This is a genomic window from Hymenobacter duratus (assembly GCF_014698995.1).
GTDB classification, from domain to species: Bacteria; Bacteroidota; Bacteroidia; order Cytophagales; family Hymenobacteraceae; genus Hymenobacter; species Hymenobacter duratus.
Genome location: NZ_JACWZZ010000001.1, coordinates 1,158,698 through 1,173,970, shown reverse-complemented (window position 1 = coordinate 1,173,970; position 15,273 = coordinate 1,158,698). Strand labels below are relative to the sequence as shown.

8 protein-coding genes are annotated in these 15,273 nt (G+C 63.1%); 6 read left to right on the top strand and 2 right to left on the bottom strand.

What is annotated here, in order from left to right:
- Positions 1 to 81 precede the first annotated feature (81 nt).
- The 6 genes from IC231_RS04800 (at position 82) to IC231_RS04775 (ending at position 10,308) form a co-directional block, all read left to right on the top strand.
- Positions 82 to 1,062, top strand: coding sequence for a methionyl-tRNA formyltransferase (locus IC231_RS04800; protein WP_190783436.1), 981 nt, complete (start codon positions 82 to 84; stop codon positions 1,060 to 1,062).
- Positions 1,063 to 1,092: 30 nt separating this feature from the next.
- Positions 1,093 to 7,191, top strand: coding sequence for a LamG-like jellyroll fold domain-containing protein (locus IC231_RS04795; RefSeq protein ID WP_190783435.1), 6,099 nt, complete (start codon positions 1,093 to 1,095; stop codon positions 7,189 to 7,191).
- A gap of 217 nt (positions 7,192 to 7,408) precedes the next feature.
- Positions 7,409 to 7,681 (top strand): hypothetical protein, encoded by a 273-nt coding sequence (locus tag IC231_RS04790; protein WP_190783434.1) that lies wholly within the window; start codon positions 7,409 to 7,411, stop codon positions 7,679 to 7,681.
- Positions 7,678 to 8,877, top strand: coding sequence for a chromate efflux transporter (chrA, locus tag IC231_RS04785; protein WP_190783433.1), 1,200 nt, complete (start codon positions 7,678 to 7,680; stop codon positions 8,875 to 8,877). The genes IC231_RS04790 and chrA overlap by 4 nt, the downstream gene beginning before the upstream one ends.
- A gap of 396 nt (positions 8,878 to 9,273) precedes the next feature.
- The gene (locus IC231_RS04780; protein WP_190783432.1) at positions 9,274 to 9,693 is read left to right on the top strand and encodes a hypothetical protein; all 420 of its coding nucleotides are present in this window, start codon (positions 9,274 to 9,276) and stop codon (positions 9,691 to 9,693) included.
- Between the two features lie 216 nt (positions 9,694 to 9,909).
- Positions 9,910 to 10,308 (top strand): hypothetical protein, encoded by a 399-nt coding sequence (locus tag IC231_RS04775; RefSeq protein WP_190783431.1) that lies wholly within the window; start codon positions 9,910 to 9,912, stop codon positions 10,306 to 10,308.
- A gap of 62 nt (positions 10,309 to 10,370) precedes the next feature.
- Here the strand turns inward: IC231_RS04775 and IC231_RS04770 are convergent, their stop codons facing one another.
- Together IC231_RS04770 and IC231_RS04765 are read right to left on the bottom strand one after the other, a co-directional pair.
- Positions 10,371 to 11,831 carry an efflux transporter outer membrane subunit gene (locus IC231_RS04770; protein ID WP_211538857.1) on the bottom strand — a complete coding sequence of 487 codons (1,461 nt, stop codon included), beginning with the start codon at positions 11,829 to 11,831 and terminating at the stop codon, positions 10,371 to 10,373.
- 47 nt (positions 11,832 to 11,878) lie between these two features.
- Positions 11,879 to 15,106 carry an efflux RND transporter permease subunit gene (locus IC231_RS04765; RefSeq protein WP_190783429.1) on the bottom strand — a complete coding sequence of 1,076 codons (3,228 nt, stop codon included), beginning with the start codon at positions 15,104 to 15,106 and terminating at the stop codon, positions 11,879 to 11,881.
- Positions 15,107 to 15,273: the final 167 nt, after the last annotated feature.

The window sequence follows — 15,273 nt, the reverse complement described above, 5'->3', positions numbered from 1 at the left end:
ATCTGAACCCGAGCACACCCGCGCTGGTTGTCAGCCTTCGGTAGCTGATGATCAGCGCGGCCTGCTTACGGGCCCTGCCTCATGCGAGTAGCCATCATCATCAGCAGTGGGCTGGGCTTACCTGCCTTGCATGCGCTGGCCGCCCAGGGCGCCGTGGCGGGCGTAGCCGTGCCGCTGCTGCCCCAAACCGACGAAGCCGAGCAGCTGGTGCAGGCGGCTACCGCCCTGGGCCTACCCGTGGTGCGCCTGCAGCACCCCGGCTTGGGCGCCGCCCTTGCGAAGTGGCTGACCCCGCTGGCCCCCGCGGCCGTGCTGGTGTTTACTTTTCCCTGGCGCATTCCGGCAGCCGTGCTGGCATTGCCAGCGCACGGGTTCCTCAACTTTCACTTTGCCGCCCTGCCCGGCTACCGCGGCCCCGAGCCTCTGTTCTGGCAGATTCGCAATGGCGAAGTCGCCGGCGCCGTGACGGTACACCTCATGAGCGCCGATTTTGATGCCGGCCCGGTGCTGCTGGCCGAGCCCGTGCCCATCGGGCCAACCGACACGCATGGGCTGCACCGCGCCCGGCTGGCCGCCCACGCCGCCCCGGTGGCCCTGCGGCTGCTGGCCAGCCTGCGCGGCGAGGCTCCCTCACTGATACCCCAGCCCCAGCAGGAGGCCCAGGCGCACTACTGGCCCCGCGCCACCCTGGCCGACGTGTGCGTACGCTGGACCGACTCCTCCCCGGCCCTCGACCGGCTGGTGCGGGCGGCCAACCCCTGGAACCGTGGCGCCCTGACCATGTTGCGCGGGCAGCCGCTACGGTTGCTGGGCGTGACGCCCCACCCGGCCGCTGCCACCGGTCCGGTGCCGCCCGGCACCGTGCTCTACGCCGATGCCACGGCCGGCCTATGGGTAGCCTGCGGCATGGGCGAGGCTCTGCGCCTCGACATGGTAGCCCTCGACGAGGGTTATTTCAGTGGCCTGCAGCTGATAGACCTGGGCATTCAGCCTGGCGAGGTGCTGGGAGATTTTTTCGAAATGATGCAGACACAGGCTGTACCCCCGACGACAAGTCGGTAACTTTGATTTTCACTACTTCATCTGAGATATATGAAACAAACAATACTCTCGCTCTTATTCCTTCTTGCCACCTTCGGAGCTCAGGCACAGCAGCTGACTATGCCAGTTGCGGAAATTTTTGAAACGGACGGGGAGAATAGCCGCTACACTTCCAACTCATTTTATGACAACACACTGGAGTATTTCCAGCGGGCAACCGTGGCCCAGGGCAGCAACTACCCCAACTTCCGGGCAGTGGCGCTGGGCGACCAGCAGGGAACTGGTTTCTGGGTGACGGAAGGTGCGCGGGGTCAGGCGGGGTTTGCTTATGCCCGCAATTCCCGGCACGTAACGCTTAATACAATCGATGCCCGAAACTATAAGGACATCGTCGTCAAAGTAGCTTTCGCGGCCCCGCGCGGCGCGGGCTGGACAGGCGGCGGCAACAATGCGGTGCGAAACACTGACCGAATCAGAATCCGGTATTCTTTCGATGGCGGGGCGTTTGTTACGGCAGGCTTGCTGCTGGGCAGCAACGCCAGTGGCGGCGGTGTGTTCCAGCAGGACACCAGCTCACCGCTGGACAGCATTCCGGATGCCGGGGCACTACAGTTGGATGCGCAGTTTCGGGATGTTACTGTCAGTATACCGGCTACCGGCAGTGCGCTGCGCGTGCAGGTGGTGGTGGATAGCCGGCAGCCGGAGCTGGCCTTCGACAACATTCGGGTAACGGGCACGCTGGAAGTGGCGACCAGGCCGACGCTGAGCAACCTGGGCAGCACTCCGGTCAGCTACACCGAGGGTGGCGCGGCCGTGCAGCTTACCAACACGCTGGTGGTCGGCTACTCCGACAACTCTGCCACCACCCTTACGGGCGCGACGGTCAAAGTCGTCAATTTTCAGGCTCAGGACCAACTGAATTTCATCAACCAGAATGGCATCGCCGGCTCGTACAACACCGGTAACGGGATTCTGACGCTATCCGGCCCGGCCAGTCAGGCTGCCTACCAGACGGCTCTGCAGTCCGTGACGTACTCCAGCACCAACACGACTACGCTCAACGGCGTTTCGCGGCAGGTGGAGTTTCAGGTGTACAATGGCAGCGCACTCAGCAACAACCCCTCGCGCAATGTTGCCATTACGCTCACGCTCAATGCGCCGGCGGCACTGAATTACACCGAGAACTTCGATACGGATGGGGAAAGCACCCGGTATTTCGGCAACGACTTTCAAAGTACCAGCTTCGGGGCCGGTTTTTTCCGCTCGACGACCAACCCGGCCACCGGCAGCTCGACCACCTTTGGCGGCGTCAGCGGCGGCTTCTGGTACGGTGATGGCACCAATATCACCCCTAACCCAACCACGCCTATCAGCACGTTGCAGCTGGCTCCGGTAAACGCCGCCGGCTACATTGATCTGCGCTTCATTATTGCCCTGGGCGCCAATATAGGCTGGGAAAACAGTGACTACTTCAAGCTGTATTACCGCACCAACAACGGAAGCTGGCAGGAATTCGGCTCCTTAGTGGGCGGCGGTACCAACGGGGCTGTCAGCGGGAACGGCGTAACGCTCGGCACCACGCTGCAGGACGTAACATTCAACCTTCCCAACGGGGCCGCCGTGGCCAACCTCGATTTCAAACTGGAGCTGCGCTCCGATGTCGGCGAGGAACTGGCCTTCGACAACATCCGCATCACGGGTACGCGGCAGGTAGCCGCCACCGTAACAACAGCCGCTCCGACCGGCGTTACGGGCAACAGCGCCGTGCTCGGCGGCAGCGTACCCGCCGATGGCGGGGCCACCGTGACGGAGCGCGGCGTAGTGTACAGCTCTACCAACACCACGCCCACTACCAGCAACACCAAAGACACCAACGGCAACGGTACCGGCAGCTTTTCTGAAACCATTGCCGGCCTGGCGCCCGGCACTACCTACTACGTGCGTGCCTACGCCATCAACAGCGTAGATACCAGTTACGGCACGGTGCAGATATTTACCACCACCACTACCGTCACGTCCATCGTGCGGGCCAGTAACACTAACCCCACCAACGCCGGCCAAGTATCGTTCACGCTGACATTTGCCACGCCAGTGACCGGGCTGACAACCAGCAACTTCAGCCTCACGACGACCGGCGCCCTGAGCGGCGCTTCGGTGGCCAGCGTGTCCGGCGCGGGCACCACCTACACGGTAGTAGTCAATACCGGCTCGAACTCGGGTACGCTCCAGTTGAACCTGGGCAGCAGCACCGGTCTGACGCCCATGGTGAGCAACCTGCCCTACACCAGCGGCGAAGCCTACGACATCGACAAAACTCGCCCGTCGGCAGCTATCAGCAGCCCGGCCGGCACCAGCGGCGGCACCACTACCACTTCGCCGATTCCGTTCACGGTGACGTTCTCCGAAAATGTGAGTGGCTTTGTAGCCGGCGACGTGACGGTAACCAACGGCTCGATTACCGGCGGTACCGTGAATGGCACCAGCCCCGGCACCGTCTACACCTTCACGGTGACGCCCACCACGGCCGGCACCGCTACCACGGTAGCCGTACCCAACAACGTGGCCCAGGACGCAGCCGGCAACGGTAACACTGGTGCCTCCGCGTCATACAGCCTCACCTACAACGTCCCCAGCACCACCGTCGCATCGGTGACGCGCCTCTCCCCGAACCCTACAGCCATGGCGACGGTGAGCTACCAAGTGGTTTTCGCCAATAGCGTAACGGGAGTAAGCACCAGTAACTTTTCGGTGACGACGACCGGGACTATCAGCGGCGTTTCGGGGGCCAGCGTTTCGGGCTCGGGCACGACCTACACGGTGACGGTGAACACCGGCACCGGCAATGGCACGCTGCGCCTGAATGTGCAAAACAGCACCGGCCTTTCGCCTACAGTAACCAACGTGCCCTACACGACAGGAGAAGAGTACACCATCACCAAGAGCTTCACGGCGGCCCCCACCCTGCGCATCCAGGCGTTGGGCGGCAGCTTCAGCGACGTGACGGCCTTCGTGGACGTGGTGCAGGTGCTGCAAAGCGGTACCAGCACGGTAGTGGCCGACGGCGTGCAAAACGGCGGCTTCGAAACCAACAACGTGAATCCCGGCAGCTACCTGTACCAAAGCCAGGGAGTAGTAGCCGCCCCCTGGACCTTCGGCGTACAGGCCGGCGTGTCGCGCAACAGCAACAACGGCTTCGCCTCGACGGCAGCCGACGGCGACGCGGTAGCCTTCCTGCAGAGCGCGGCCGGCAACAACGGCAGCGTGTCGCAAAACCTGGCTGTACCCACGGGCAGCTACCAGGTCAGCTTCCGGGCCATCCAGCGCAATTATACCACGCTCGACCAACGGCTGAACGTGTTTGTGAACGACGTATTCGTGGGCAATATTCAGCCCAACAACATCCCGACCTACGATACCTTCACATCGGCTTCGTTCAGCGTGACGGCCCCGGCCCTGACCGCCACCGTCAGCAGTACGGCCGCCGCTACGGGCGGCAGCACTGCTACCACTCCGATTCCATTCTCGGTGAGCTTCTCCGCGAGCGTGGGCACGAGCTTCACCGCCGCCGATGTGACGGTGACCAACGGCACGGTTACTACCGGCAGCTTCAGCGGCAGCGGCGCAGGCCCGTATACCTTCACGGTGACGCCCACCGCGCCCGGCACCGCCACTTCGGTGAGCCTGACGGCCGGTGTAGCCCAGGATGCCAACAACACCCTGAATACGGCCAGCAACGCGTACAGCGTCACCTACAACCAACCTCAGACGGCGGCACCCGTAGTAACGGCTCCGGCCAACGGCAGTACGGTTACGAGTGCTACGCCAACCTATACCGGCACGGCCCCGGCCGGCTCCACGGTGACGGTGTACGTGGATGGCTCGGCCATCGGCACGACGACGGCCACGGCCGGCACTTTCACGCTGACGCAGCCTTCGGCCCTGGCCCAGGGCAGCCACACGGTACGCGCCACGGCCCAGCTGAGCGGTCAGGCTGTAAGCGCCAATTCGAACACTAACACGTTCACGGTAGCAACTGCGGCCACCTATACCAGCAGCACAGCCGAGCAGCCCAACACGGAGCGCGTAGCCGCGGGCAGCACCAACCAGGTAATTCTGAGGGTAGCGGTGGTTATTGGCGGAGGCTCTTCCTCGCCCCTGAGCGCGCAGTCGTTCAGCTTCACCACCAACGGCAGCACTGCGCCTGCTGATATTGCGGCGGCCCGCGTGTACTACACGGGCGCCAGCACTACGCTCAGCACCACCACGGCCTTCGGCAGCGCGGTTACTGCTCCTGCAGGGGTCTTCACTGTGGCGGGTGCGCAGCCGCTGACCACGGGCACCAACTATTTCTGGCTGGTATACGATGTGGCGGCCACGGCCAGCGCCGGAAACGTGCTGGATGCTACCGTCGCAAGCCTGACCATTGGGGGTCTGGCCCGCACGCCGACTATCACTGATCCGGCAGGCAACCGCCGGGTAGTTGCTACCGATGGCGTGGCGGGCACGGCCCTGCGCACCACCGCTGGCTACGCCAGCTTCAGTGCCGGCTCCTTGCCAGCACTGGGCAGCACCTATACCCAGATGGCGTGGATCAAGCGTACCGGCGGCTCAGGCAGTGCCAACTATTACGTGCTGGGCAACGGCACCAACAACACCGCAGCCCCCTACCTGTACGTGACCGGCAACGGGCGCATTGGGGCGGGCTTCGGCTCCAGCGGCGCGGCGCAACCGCAGAACGCCGAGTTTAACTCCAACGTAATTGCTGCAAACGAATGGAATCATGTGGCTGCTACCTATACCGGCAGCGTACTAACGGTGTACCTGAATGGCACGGCAGTAGCTACTCTGACTCCAACGGCCGCGGCTCGGACGCCGGCTGCTACCGCCGCAAGCTTCATCGGCAGCGCGGGCACGTCGGGCACTAACTTCCCCGGCGACATCGACGAAGTTAGCCAGTGGAACCGTGCGCTAAGCCAGACCGAAGTGCGCCTGCTCCTGCACCTGACGCTCTCAGGCACCGAATCCGGTCTGGTATCGTATCTGCAGTTTAATGATGCCGGTACGACTACCACCGACGATATTTCAGGCGCGGCCGCTACCCTGACCGGGGCCACCCGCACGACCAGCACGGCTCCCGTGGGCTTTGGCGTGAGCAACCTGCAGTCGGTAGCTGCCACGGGCAATTACTCATTCACAGGCACCAACGCGGCCATCAATTTCACGTCTGTTGCGGGCGCCCCGTATGATGTGGTAGTGTTCCGCCTGCGCGGCACGCCTCTGGGCACGCAGGTGAGTGATGCCAATCTGCGCAGCACCTACTCGCGGGCCTACTGGATTGTCGATAAGTACAGCACCAGCACCTTCACGGCGGCCATTACTTATACCCTCGACCCAGGCCTGATCACCGCGGGCTATGCCGCAGCCCCTTCCAACCTGAAGCTCTACAAGCGGGGCAGCAACAGCGACGGCGCCTTCGAAGCCCCCATCTCGGCTACGGCCGCCGATGCCACGACCAACACGGTCACGTTCCCGGTTAGCTCGTTCAGCCAGACACTCATTGGCACCTATGGCAGCTCTCCGCTGCCGGTAGAGCTGGTGCGCTTCACGGCGGAGCGCCGCGGCAACAACGCGCTGCTGCAGTGGGCTACGGCTCAGGAACTGAAAAACGACTATTTCGAGGTGGAAAGCAGCGTAGACGGACGCACGTTCCGGGCCGTTGGCCGCGTAACGGGCCACGGCACCAGCAGCCAGCCCCACTCCTATCAGCTCACCGATGCCGACCTGGCCCGCTACGCCCGCCCGGTGGTATATTACCGCCTGCGCCAGGTAGATCAGGACGGCACCAGTTCCTTGTCCTCCGTGCAAACGGTGCAGGTATCCGGCGGAGCGTCGTTGCTTACGGCAGTGGTATTCCCGAACCCGGCTGCCGATCAGCTGACAGTTCGCCTGAGCCAGCCCTACACCGGCCAGGCACAGGGCTGGGTGTTTGATGCCCAGGGCCGAACCATACAGGAGCTCAGCCGCCCGCTGGCTGCTGATGCCAGCCCGGATATCAATCTGTCGGTGAGCCATCTGCCCAACGGAGTCTACACCCTCCGCCTGGTGCTGGACGGCCAGGTAATTCACCAGCAGATTGTGGTGCAGCACTAACCGTCAACCGGCCGCCAACGCCAAAGAGGCCCGTTATCAGTTGATAACGGGCCTCTTTGGCGTTGGCGGCAGAGCATTTCTTGATGCTGGTGCAAATAGCCCACTGGTACCGGGTTCCGGCCCAACTCCAGACCGTTTTTTGCAGTTTACAGCTCAGTCCGGCGCACCGACACAGTGCCAATGCGCTGGTCGTTCCCCAACACGTCTACTCCCTGCTATGCACAAAGCCCCTGAACTCATGGGCGCAGACCGCCGCCAGTTTCACACCCAAAGCCAGCTTTGGCTCGGGGCTGCCGTCGGGTTCCTGCTGCTCATCCTGATGATTGCCAGTGCCAATGCCGATATGGTGGCGCTGACCGACAACAATTTGGGGAGAATACTGCCCGGCAGCCGCCCCGACCGGGCCTTGCGGCCGGGCAGCCTGTTTCTGCTGGTGAAAGATGGGAGCCAATGGCTGGCAGATGAGCCTTTGACGAGCGGGAGAGCATGAGTGAGCAGCCTACACCCACTTCCTTAGCGGAGCTGGCCGGATTGTTTCTGCGGCTGGGAACCACAGCTTTCGGCGGCCCGGCCGCGCACATCGCCCTTATGGAAGAAGAGGTGGTGCGCCGGCGCGGCTGGCTGACCCAGCAGCAGTTTCTGGATTTGCTCAGCGCGGCCAACCTTATTCCCGGCCCCAACTCCACCGAGCTGGCCATTCACATCGGCTACGAGCGGCGCGGCTGGGCCGGGCTGCTGCTGGCCGGTACCTGCTTTATTCTGCCGGCTATGCTTATCGTCATAGCGTTTGCCTGGGCCTATGTGCGCTTCGGTACGCTCCCGGCCCTCACCGGCGTGCTCTACGGCGTGAAGCCCGTTATTGTGGCCGTAGTGGCGCAGGCCCTCTGGAGCCTGGGCAAGTCGGCCCTGAAAACCTGGCCGCTGCGGCTGGTAGCCGGCGCAGCTCTGGTGCTGGGGCTGCTGGGCATGAACGAACTGCTGCTGCTCTTCGCGGCTGGCCTCGTGACCGGCGCCTTACGCTGGCCTACGCTGCCGCACAAAACCGTGCCACCGGCCCTGCTCAAACTGGTCGGAGCCGTAGCCGTGCTGGCGTTGCTGCCAGGTCTGCTGGGCCTGGGGCCGGGCGCTCCCTCCGCCACCCGAACTGCGCTGCCGCTGGGCCTGCTGCCCTTGGGACTGGCTTTTGTCAAAATTGGCTCGGTGCTCTACGGCAGCGGCTACGTGCTGCTGGCCTTCCTCGACGCGGATTTGGTGCAGCGCTTTCACTGGCTCACCCGGGGCCAGCTGCTCGACGCCGTGGTGGTGGGGCAGGTGACGCCGGGGCCGGTGTTCACCACGGCTACGTTCGTGGGCTATGTGTTGCAGGGCTGGCGCGGCGCACTGGTGGCCACGGTGGGTATCTTTCTGCCAGCCTTCATCTTTGTGGGGTTCAGTATCAAGCTGGTGGCGCAGCTGCGGCAGTCGCCGCTGGCCGGCGCCTTCCTCGACGGGCTGAACGCGGCTTCGTGGGCCCTGATGGCGGCCGTTTCGCTCACGCTGGCCCGCACGGCGCTACTGGATATTCCTACCGGGCTGCTGGCCCTGGCCAGTGCTTTTCTGCTGTTGCGCTATAAGCTCAACTCCGCCTGGCTGGTGCTGGGCGGGGCCGCGCTGGGTTACGGCCTGCAACAAGCCGGCCTGCTCTGACTTGTCAGTATCACTCTGTACTTACTTCCTGACCTGTTTTTCCTGACGCGCTGCTGCCCATCGTGTGGGCCTACCTCACACCGACAGCGAGCCAATTTTTGACTGCGCCCTCCAGGCTGGGGCAGCAGCGGGAGCACACCGTGAGTCCCGGCCTTGCCAACCCGCATTTCAGCCCAGGTGCCCAGAGTGCAGCGGCTGGAAGCGCAGTTGCGGGTATTGCACTTCCAACGGCGAAATAGCGCCGGAACTATCCTTGCGGAATGGTTTTGCCATCCACCAGCTACTGCCACATCCTGCTGTTTCTGCCGTAGAGCAATTACTGTTCAGGTGGCATATTCCGGGGCGACGCAGTATTTTTGTCGCTCTGCAATTTCCTGCGTTCCTTCCTCTCTTCGTATGCTCCTGCTGTCCGGAATACCGATTTACTACCAGAATGCCATAGGCCGGCTCTACGACCATCCGGATGGCTACGTGGTGGTGGACTACAACGTCGGCACCCGCCAGAAGGGCGACTATGTAGCTTTTTTGCAGCATCTGGAACACCTGCTGCACCTGCGGGGCTCGAATAAGATGCTGGCCAACCAGCGCCTGATGGCCCCTTTCACGGAGGAGGAGCGAACCTGGATTCAAGGGCAATGGCTGACCGTGAGCCACGCTCTGCAGCGGGAAATGATTGCCGCCGTGCTTCTGCCAGACGACGTGTTTGCCCGGTTGGGTATCAGCTCCCTGATGCAGGATGCCCGCGAAGGAGCCCTGATTTACCGGATATTTAATAATGCGCAGGCAGCGGCGGCGTGGCTGCGGCAGATACACTAACCCGCCCCAAGCCGAAAACCCAGCTCGACTGGTGCCGTTGCCGGCATACGCCTGGGCCGTAGAAGAGTAGCAAGCCGGGACACAGAGCCCAAAGCCCAGGGCAGCAGCTTGCTCCTGCAGCAACGCTCACGCAGGAACTGAAGTATTCTCCGGGCAAAGTCTGTATGACTACCTGCTAACTTGCGTTCCGGATACCGTCCCTCTGCTCATTCCACCATGGCGCTACGCACCCTCTACCATTCTCCAACACTGACTATCCATCTCAACTACGTAGAAAACTGGCTGCAGCTTGATTGGCAGGGCAGCCCTACGGATGCTGAGGTTATGGAAGGAGCTCTCAAGCTGCTGGAGTTGTTGCGGCAGGAGCGCTGTTCAAAAGTGCTCAACGACAATACTCACATTTATGGGCTTTGGGCCGAGGCAGCGCGCTGGGGCGGGGAGGTGTTTTTTCCTCAGCTGTACGAGGCTGGTTGCCGCTATTTCGCCTGGATTCATTCTCCTGAGCGCTACAGCCAGCTCTCGGCCGAGTTGGCCGTGCAGCACACGTCGGCCGGCATCCTGTTTCTCACGTTCAACAGCCCCGCTTCGGCCGGTGAATGGCTCAAGCGGGTATAGCCAGGGCACAAAAAACGGCCGTGCTTAGTAGCACGGCCGTTCCAGGTAGGGCGGCAGAAAAACTAGGGCTGTTGCCAGCCGCCGCCCAGGGCGCGGTAAAGGTCCACGCTTTGCAGCAGCTGAGACTGCCGGGCTTCGGCCAGACTCAGCTCGGCTTCCAGCACACTGCGCTGGGCCGTAATTACTTCCAGATAAGACGCATACCCAGCCACATACAGGTCGTTGGCGGTGGCTACGCCCTTCGTGAGCAGGTCTACTTCCTGCTGCCGGAGCGCGGCCGCGGCGCGGAAATTTTCCAGGCCCTTGAGCCCGGTCACGACTTCGCGGAAGCCGGTTTGCAGGGTCTTCTGGTAGAGGTAATAGGTTTCGAGGTTGGCCGCAACGGCGGTGCGCTGGTCGGCTTTGAGCTGGGCGCGGTTGAGAATGGGCCCGGCCAGCCCGGCCACCGCGCCAAACGCTAACGACGACGGATCGAACAGCATATTGCTGCGGAAAGCATTGAACCCGACGTAGGGCGTGAGCGTGAGTGAGGGCAGAAAAGCGGCCCGGGCGGCATCTACGTCGGCGCGGGCAGCCTGCAGGTCCAGCTCCGCCTGGCGCACATCGGGGCGGCGCAGCAGCGCGGCCGAGGGCAGGCCCGCACTGAGGCGGGCCGGCAGCGTCTGCTGGGGTAGCGCCGCGCCGCGGGCAATGGGCTGCGGGTAGCGCCCGAGCAACTGGTTCAGGCTGGCTTCGGTTTCGGTGATGCGCTGGCGGGTTTCGTAGGCCAGGCTTTCGGTGCGCAGAGTCTGCGCCTGAAACTGCTGCACGGCCAGCTCCGTAGCGCGGCCGGCCTGCTTCTGAATCCGCATGACGCCCAGTGCCTTCTGCTGCAGGGCCACGTTGCGCTGCAGCACGGCCAGCTGGTTGTCGTAGGTGAGCAGCTCGTAGTAGAGCCGCGCAACTTCGGCCACCACGTTGGTCGTCACGAAGTTTCGCCCCTGCTCCGATGCCAGCACCCGCAGATACGCAGCTTTGCGGCGGCTCTTGAGCTTGCCCCACACATCTATTTCCCAGGAGCTGCGCAGCCCTATGAAGAAATCCGGCGTGAGCGGATCCGGAATCCGCTGCCCGCCCTCAATGTTGGGCGACAGGTTGGTGTCGAAGTTGCCTACGCCGTTGAGCGTGTAGCGGCCATACCGGTCGGCGCCGGCCGAACCTACGGCCGAGACGGTGGGCAGTAGCGCGCCACGCCGGGCCAGATAGTTTGCCCGGGCCGCTTCTACGCGCTGCACGGCAATGCGCAGATCCAGGTTTTGCTGCAGCGCGGTGTCAATAAGGGCCGCCAGTGCGGGGTCGGCGAAGAACTGCCGCCACGGCAGGGCGCCGGCACTGAGCGTATCGGCGGGCGGGGTGGGCAACGCACCGCCCGCCGTGGTTGCAGCCACGGCAGACGGCCCCTGCGGGGTGGTGGCAAAGGCAGCCGGCAGCGCCGCACTGGCCTTGGGCTCCGTGGGTGCCGCCACGCGGCAGCCGGAGGCCAAAGTCAGTACAGTAAGACCGGAAACTATAGCAGAATGCAGGCGCATACTTATTTGATGAAATGAACAGGTTCGCCGGCAGGCACGGCCGCACCATTGAGACGATGCTGGGGGACGGGAACGGCAGGAATTTCCTCTGCTTCTTCGGCGTCAGCATCCAGGTTTTTGGGCTTTTCGAGGCTGGCAAACAGCACGTACAGGCCTGGAATCAGGACCATGCCGAACAGCGTACCGATGAGCATGCCGCCCGCCGCCGCCGTCCCGATGGAGCGGTTGCCGAGGGCACCGGCCCCACTGGCAATAACCAGCGGAATCAGGCCCGCAATGAAGGCGAAGGACGTCATCAGGATGGGCCGCAGACGCGACACGGCACCTTCGATGGCCGCATCGAGCACGGAGACTCCCTGGCGGCGGCGCTGCTCGGCAAACTCGATAATGAGGATGGCGTTTTTGCCCAGCAGACCAATCAGCATGACCAGCGCCACCTGCGCGTAGATGTTGTTTTCCAGCCCCAGCAGCTTCAAACTCAGGAAGGCCCCGAACACGCCGGTGGGCAAGCTCAGCAGCACCGGCAGCGGCAAGAGCAGACTCTCGTACTGAGCCGCCAGCAGCAGATACACGAAGATGAGTACAATGCCGAACACGTACAGTGCCTGGTCGCCGCTCAGGATTTGCTCCCGCGTCATGCCGCTCCACTCGTAGTCGTAGCCGCGGGGCAGCTCCTTGGCCGCTACCCGCTCGATGGCGCTGATGGCGTCGCCGGAGGAGAAGCCCACGGCAGCGTCACCGTTGATCATGGCCGAGGTGTACATGTTGTAGCGCGTGAGCTGGTCGGGGCCGAAAACACGCTCCAGCTTCACGAAAGTGGAGAAAGGCACCATCTCGCCCCGGTCGTTTTTCACGTGCAGGGCCAGCACGTCCTCGGGGCGGCCGCGGTACTCGGGCGAGGCCTGCACCATCACCTTATACATCTGCCCGAACCGGATGAAGTTGGAGGCGTAGTAGCTGCCCATCAGGGTTTGCAGCGTGCTCATGGCTTTGTCGATGGTCACGCCTTTCTTGGCGGCCATGTCCTGGTCAACGTGGATGAGGTACTGCGGGAAGTTGGGGTCGAAGCCGGTGAAAGCTCCGTTGATGGCGCCTTCCTTGTTTAGGGCCGTGAGAAAAGTCTGGGCCACGTCGGCGGTTTTCTGCAGGTCGCCGGTACCGGATTTGTCGAGCAGGCGCAGTTCGAAGCCGCTGGAGTTACCGAAGCCGGGCACGGTGGGCGGCGGCAGAAACTGAATGCTGGCGTCGCTGATGCCTTTGGTTTTCTCTTCCAGCTGCGCAATCAACTCCTGCACCGACTCTTCGCGCTCGTCCCAGGGCTTGAGGTTAATCATGCCCATGCCGTAGCTGGAGCCCGCCACTTCGTTCACGAGGCTGTAGCCGGCCAGCGTCGAAACTGACTCGACTGGTCCCATGTCCTGCGCAATTTTCTGCACCTGGGCCAGCACCTGCTCGGTGCGCTCCACGGTGGCGCCGGCGGGCGTGGTCACGTTCACGTAAATCATGCCTTGGTCTTCGGTCGGGATGAAGCCGGAGGGCAGCACGCGGCTCACGCCCCAGGTAGCCCCGAAGAACAGCAGCAGCATACCCAGCGTGACGACGCGGCGGCCTGCCACGCCGCGCAGCAGGCCCTGGTAGCGGCCGGCCATGACTTCGTAGCGGCGGTTGAAGCCGGCGAAGAAGCGGCCCATCAGGCTTTTCGGCTTTTCACCTTCGGCCAGCGGCGTGTGCCGGAGCATGATGGCGCACAGGGCCGGCGTCAGCGTTACGGCATTGACGCCGGAAATAACAATGGCAATGGCTAGCGTGAGCGAAAACTGGCGGTAGAACACGCCCACCGGGCCATCCATGAACGATACGGGGATGAATACCGCCGACATCACCAGCGTAATGGCCACCAGCGAGGAGCTGATTTCGCGCATGGCCTCGAAGGTGGCAGCCCGCGCCGGCAGGTGCTTTTCCTGCATTTTGGCGTGCACGGCCTCCACCACCACAATGGCGTTATCGACCACAATACCAATGGCCAGCACCAGCGCAAACAGCGTGAGCAGGTTGATGGAGAAACCCAGCACCTGCATGAAAAATAGGGTACCAATCAGCGCCACGGGCACGGCCAGCGCCGGAATCAGGGTGGAGCGGAAGTCCTGCAGGAAGATGTACACAATCAGGAACACCAGCAGGAAGGCCTCGACCAGCGTGCGGAGCACCTCGTGAATGGAGGCGTCGAGGAAGCGCGACACGTCATAGGAGATGCTGTAGGTCATGCCGGGCGGGAAGCTGCTGCCTTTCAGCTCGGCCATGCGGTTTTTCACGCCCTCAATTACCTCGGAGGCGTTGGAACCGGGGCGCTGCTTGAGCATGATGGCCGCCGAAGGCTGCCCGTCAATCTTCGACGACATGCCGTAGGTGAGCGAGCCAAATTCTACTTCCGCCACGTCGCGCAGGCGCAGAATGGAGCCATCGGCGCCGGCGCGCACCACAACGTTGCGGTACTGCTCGGGCTCAAACAGCTTGCCGGTGTAGCGCAGCACGTACTGCAGCACCTGCGCCTCGCGGCCCGAGCTTTCCCCCGACTTGCCGGGCGCGGCTTCCACGTTCTGGGCCCGGATGGCTTCCACCACTTCGTCGGTGCCCACGTTGTAGGCGGCCATGCGGTCCGGCTTCAGCCACACCCGCATCGAGTACTCGCGGGAACCCATGATTTCGGCAAAGCCCACACCATCAATGCGCTTGAGCTCCTGCAGCACGTTGATGTCGGCGAAGTTGTAGATGAACTTCTCGTTGGCCTTGGGGTCGTCGCTCATGATGTTGAGGTAGAGCAGCATGCTGTTCACCTCCTTCTCCGTCGTCACGCCCGCCTTGATTACTTCTTCCGGCAGCTCGTCGATGATGGTCGTGACGCGGTTCTGCACGCTCACGGCGGCCAGGTCGGGGTCGGTGCCTACTTTGAAGAACACCGTGATGAGCGTCACGCCGTTGTTGGAGCTCACCGACGACATGTAGGTCATGCCGGGCACGCCGTTGATGGCGCGCTCCAGCGGCGTGGCCACGGCCTTGGCGCACACCTCGGCGTTGGCGCCCGTGTACTTGGCCGTCACGGTCACGGAAGGCGGCACGATGTCGGGGAACTGCGTGATGGGCAGCGTGAACAGCGCCAGCCCCCCCAGCAGCAGCAGAAACACGGAAATTACCAGCGAAAGTATCGGCCGGCGTATGAAAATATCGAACATAGGTAGGTGTGGCAAGGCAGCCGAAGTCCCTTCCTCAGACGTCTGAGGAAGGGCCGGCGTGATAAAAAAGCCAGGACCGGAAGCTGCTGCCGGCCGGTGTCATCCTGCACCGGACGGCTTGTCCCCCCTTTTCCACGGAGCAGGAAGCCCCGACCCTGACTTTAGGC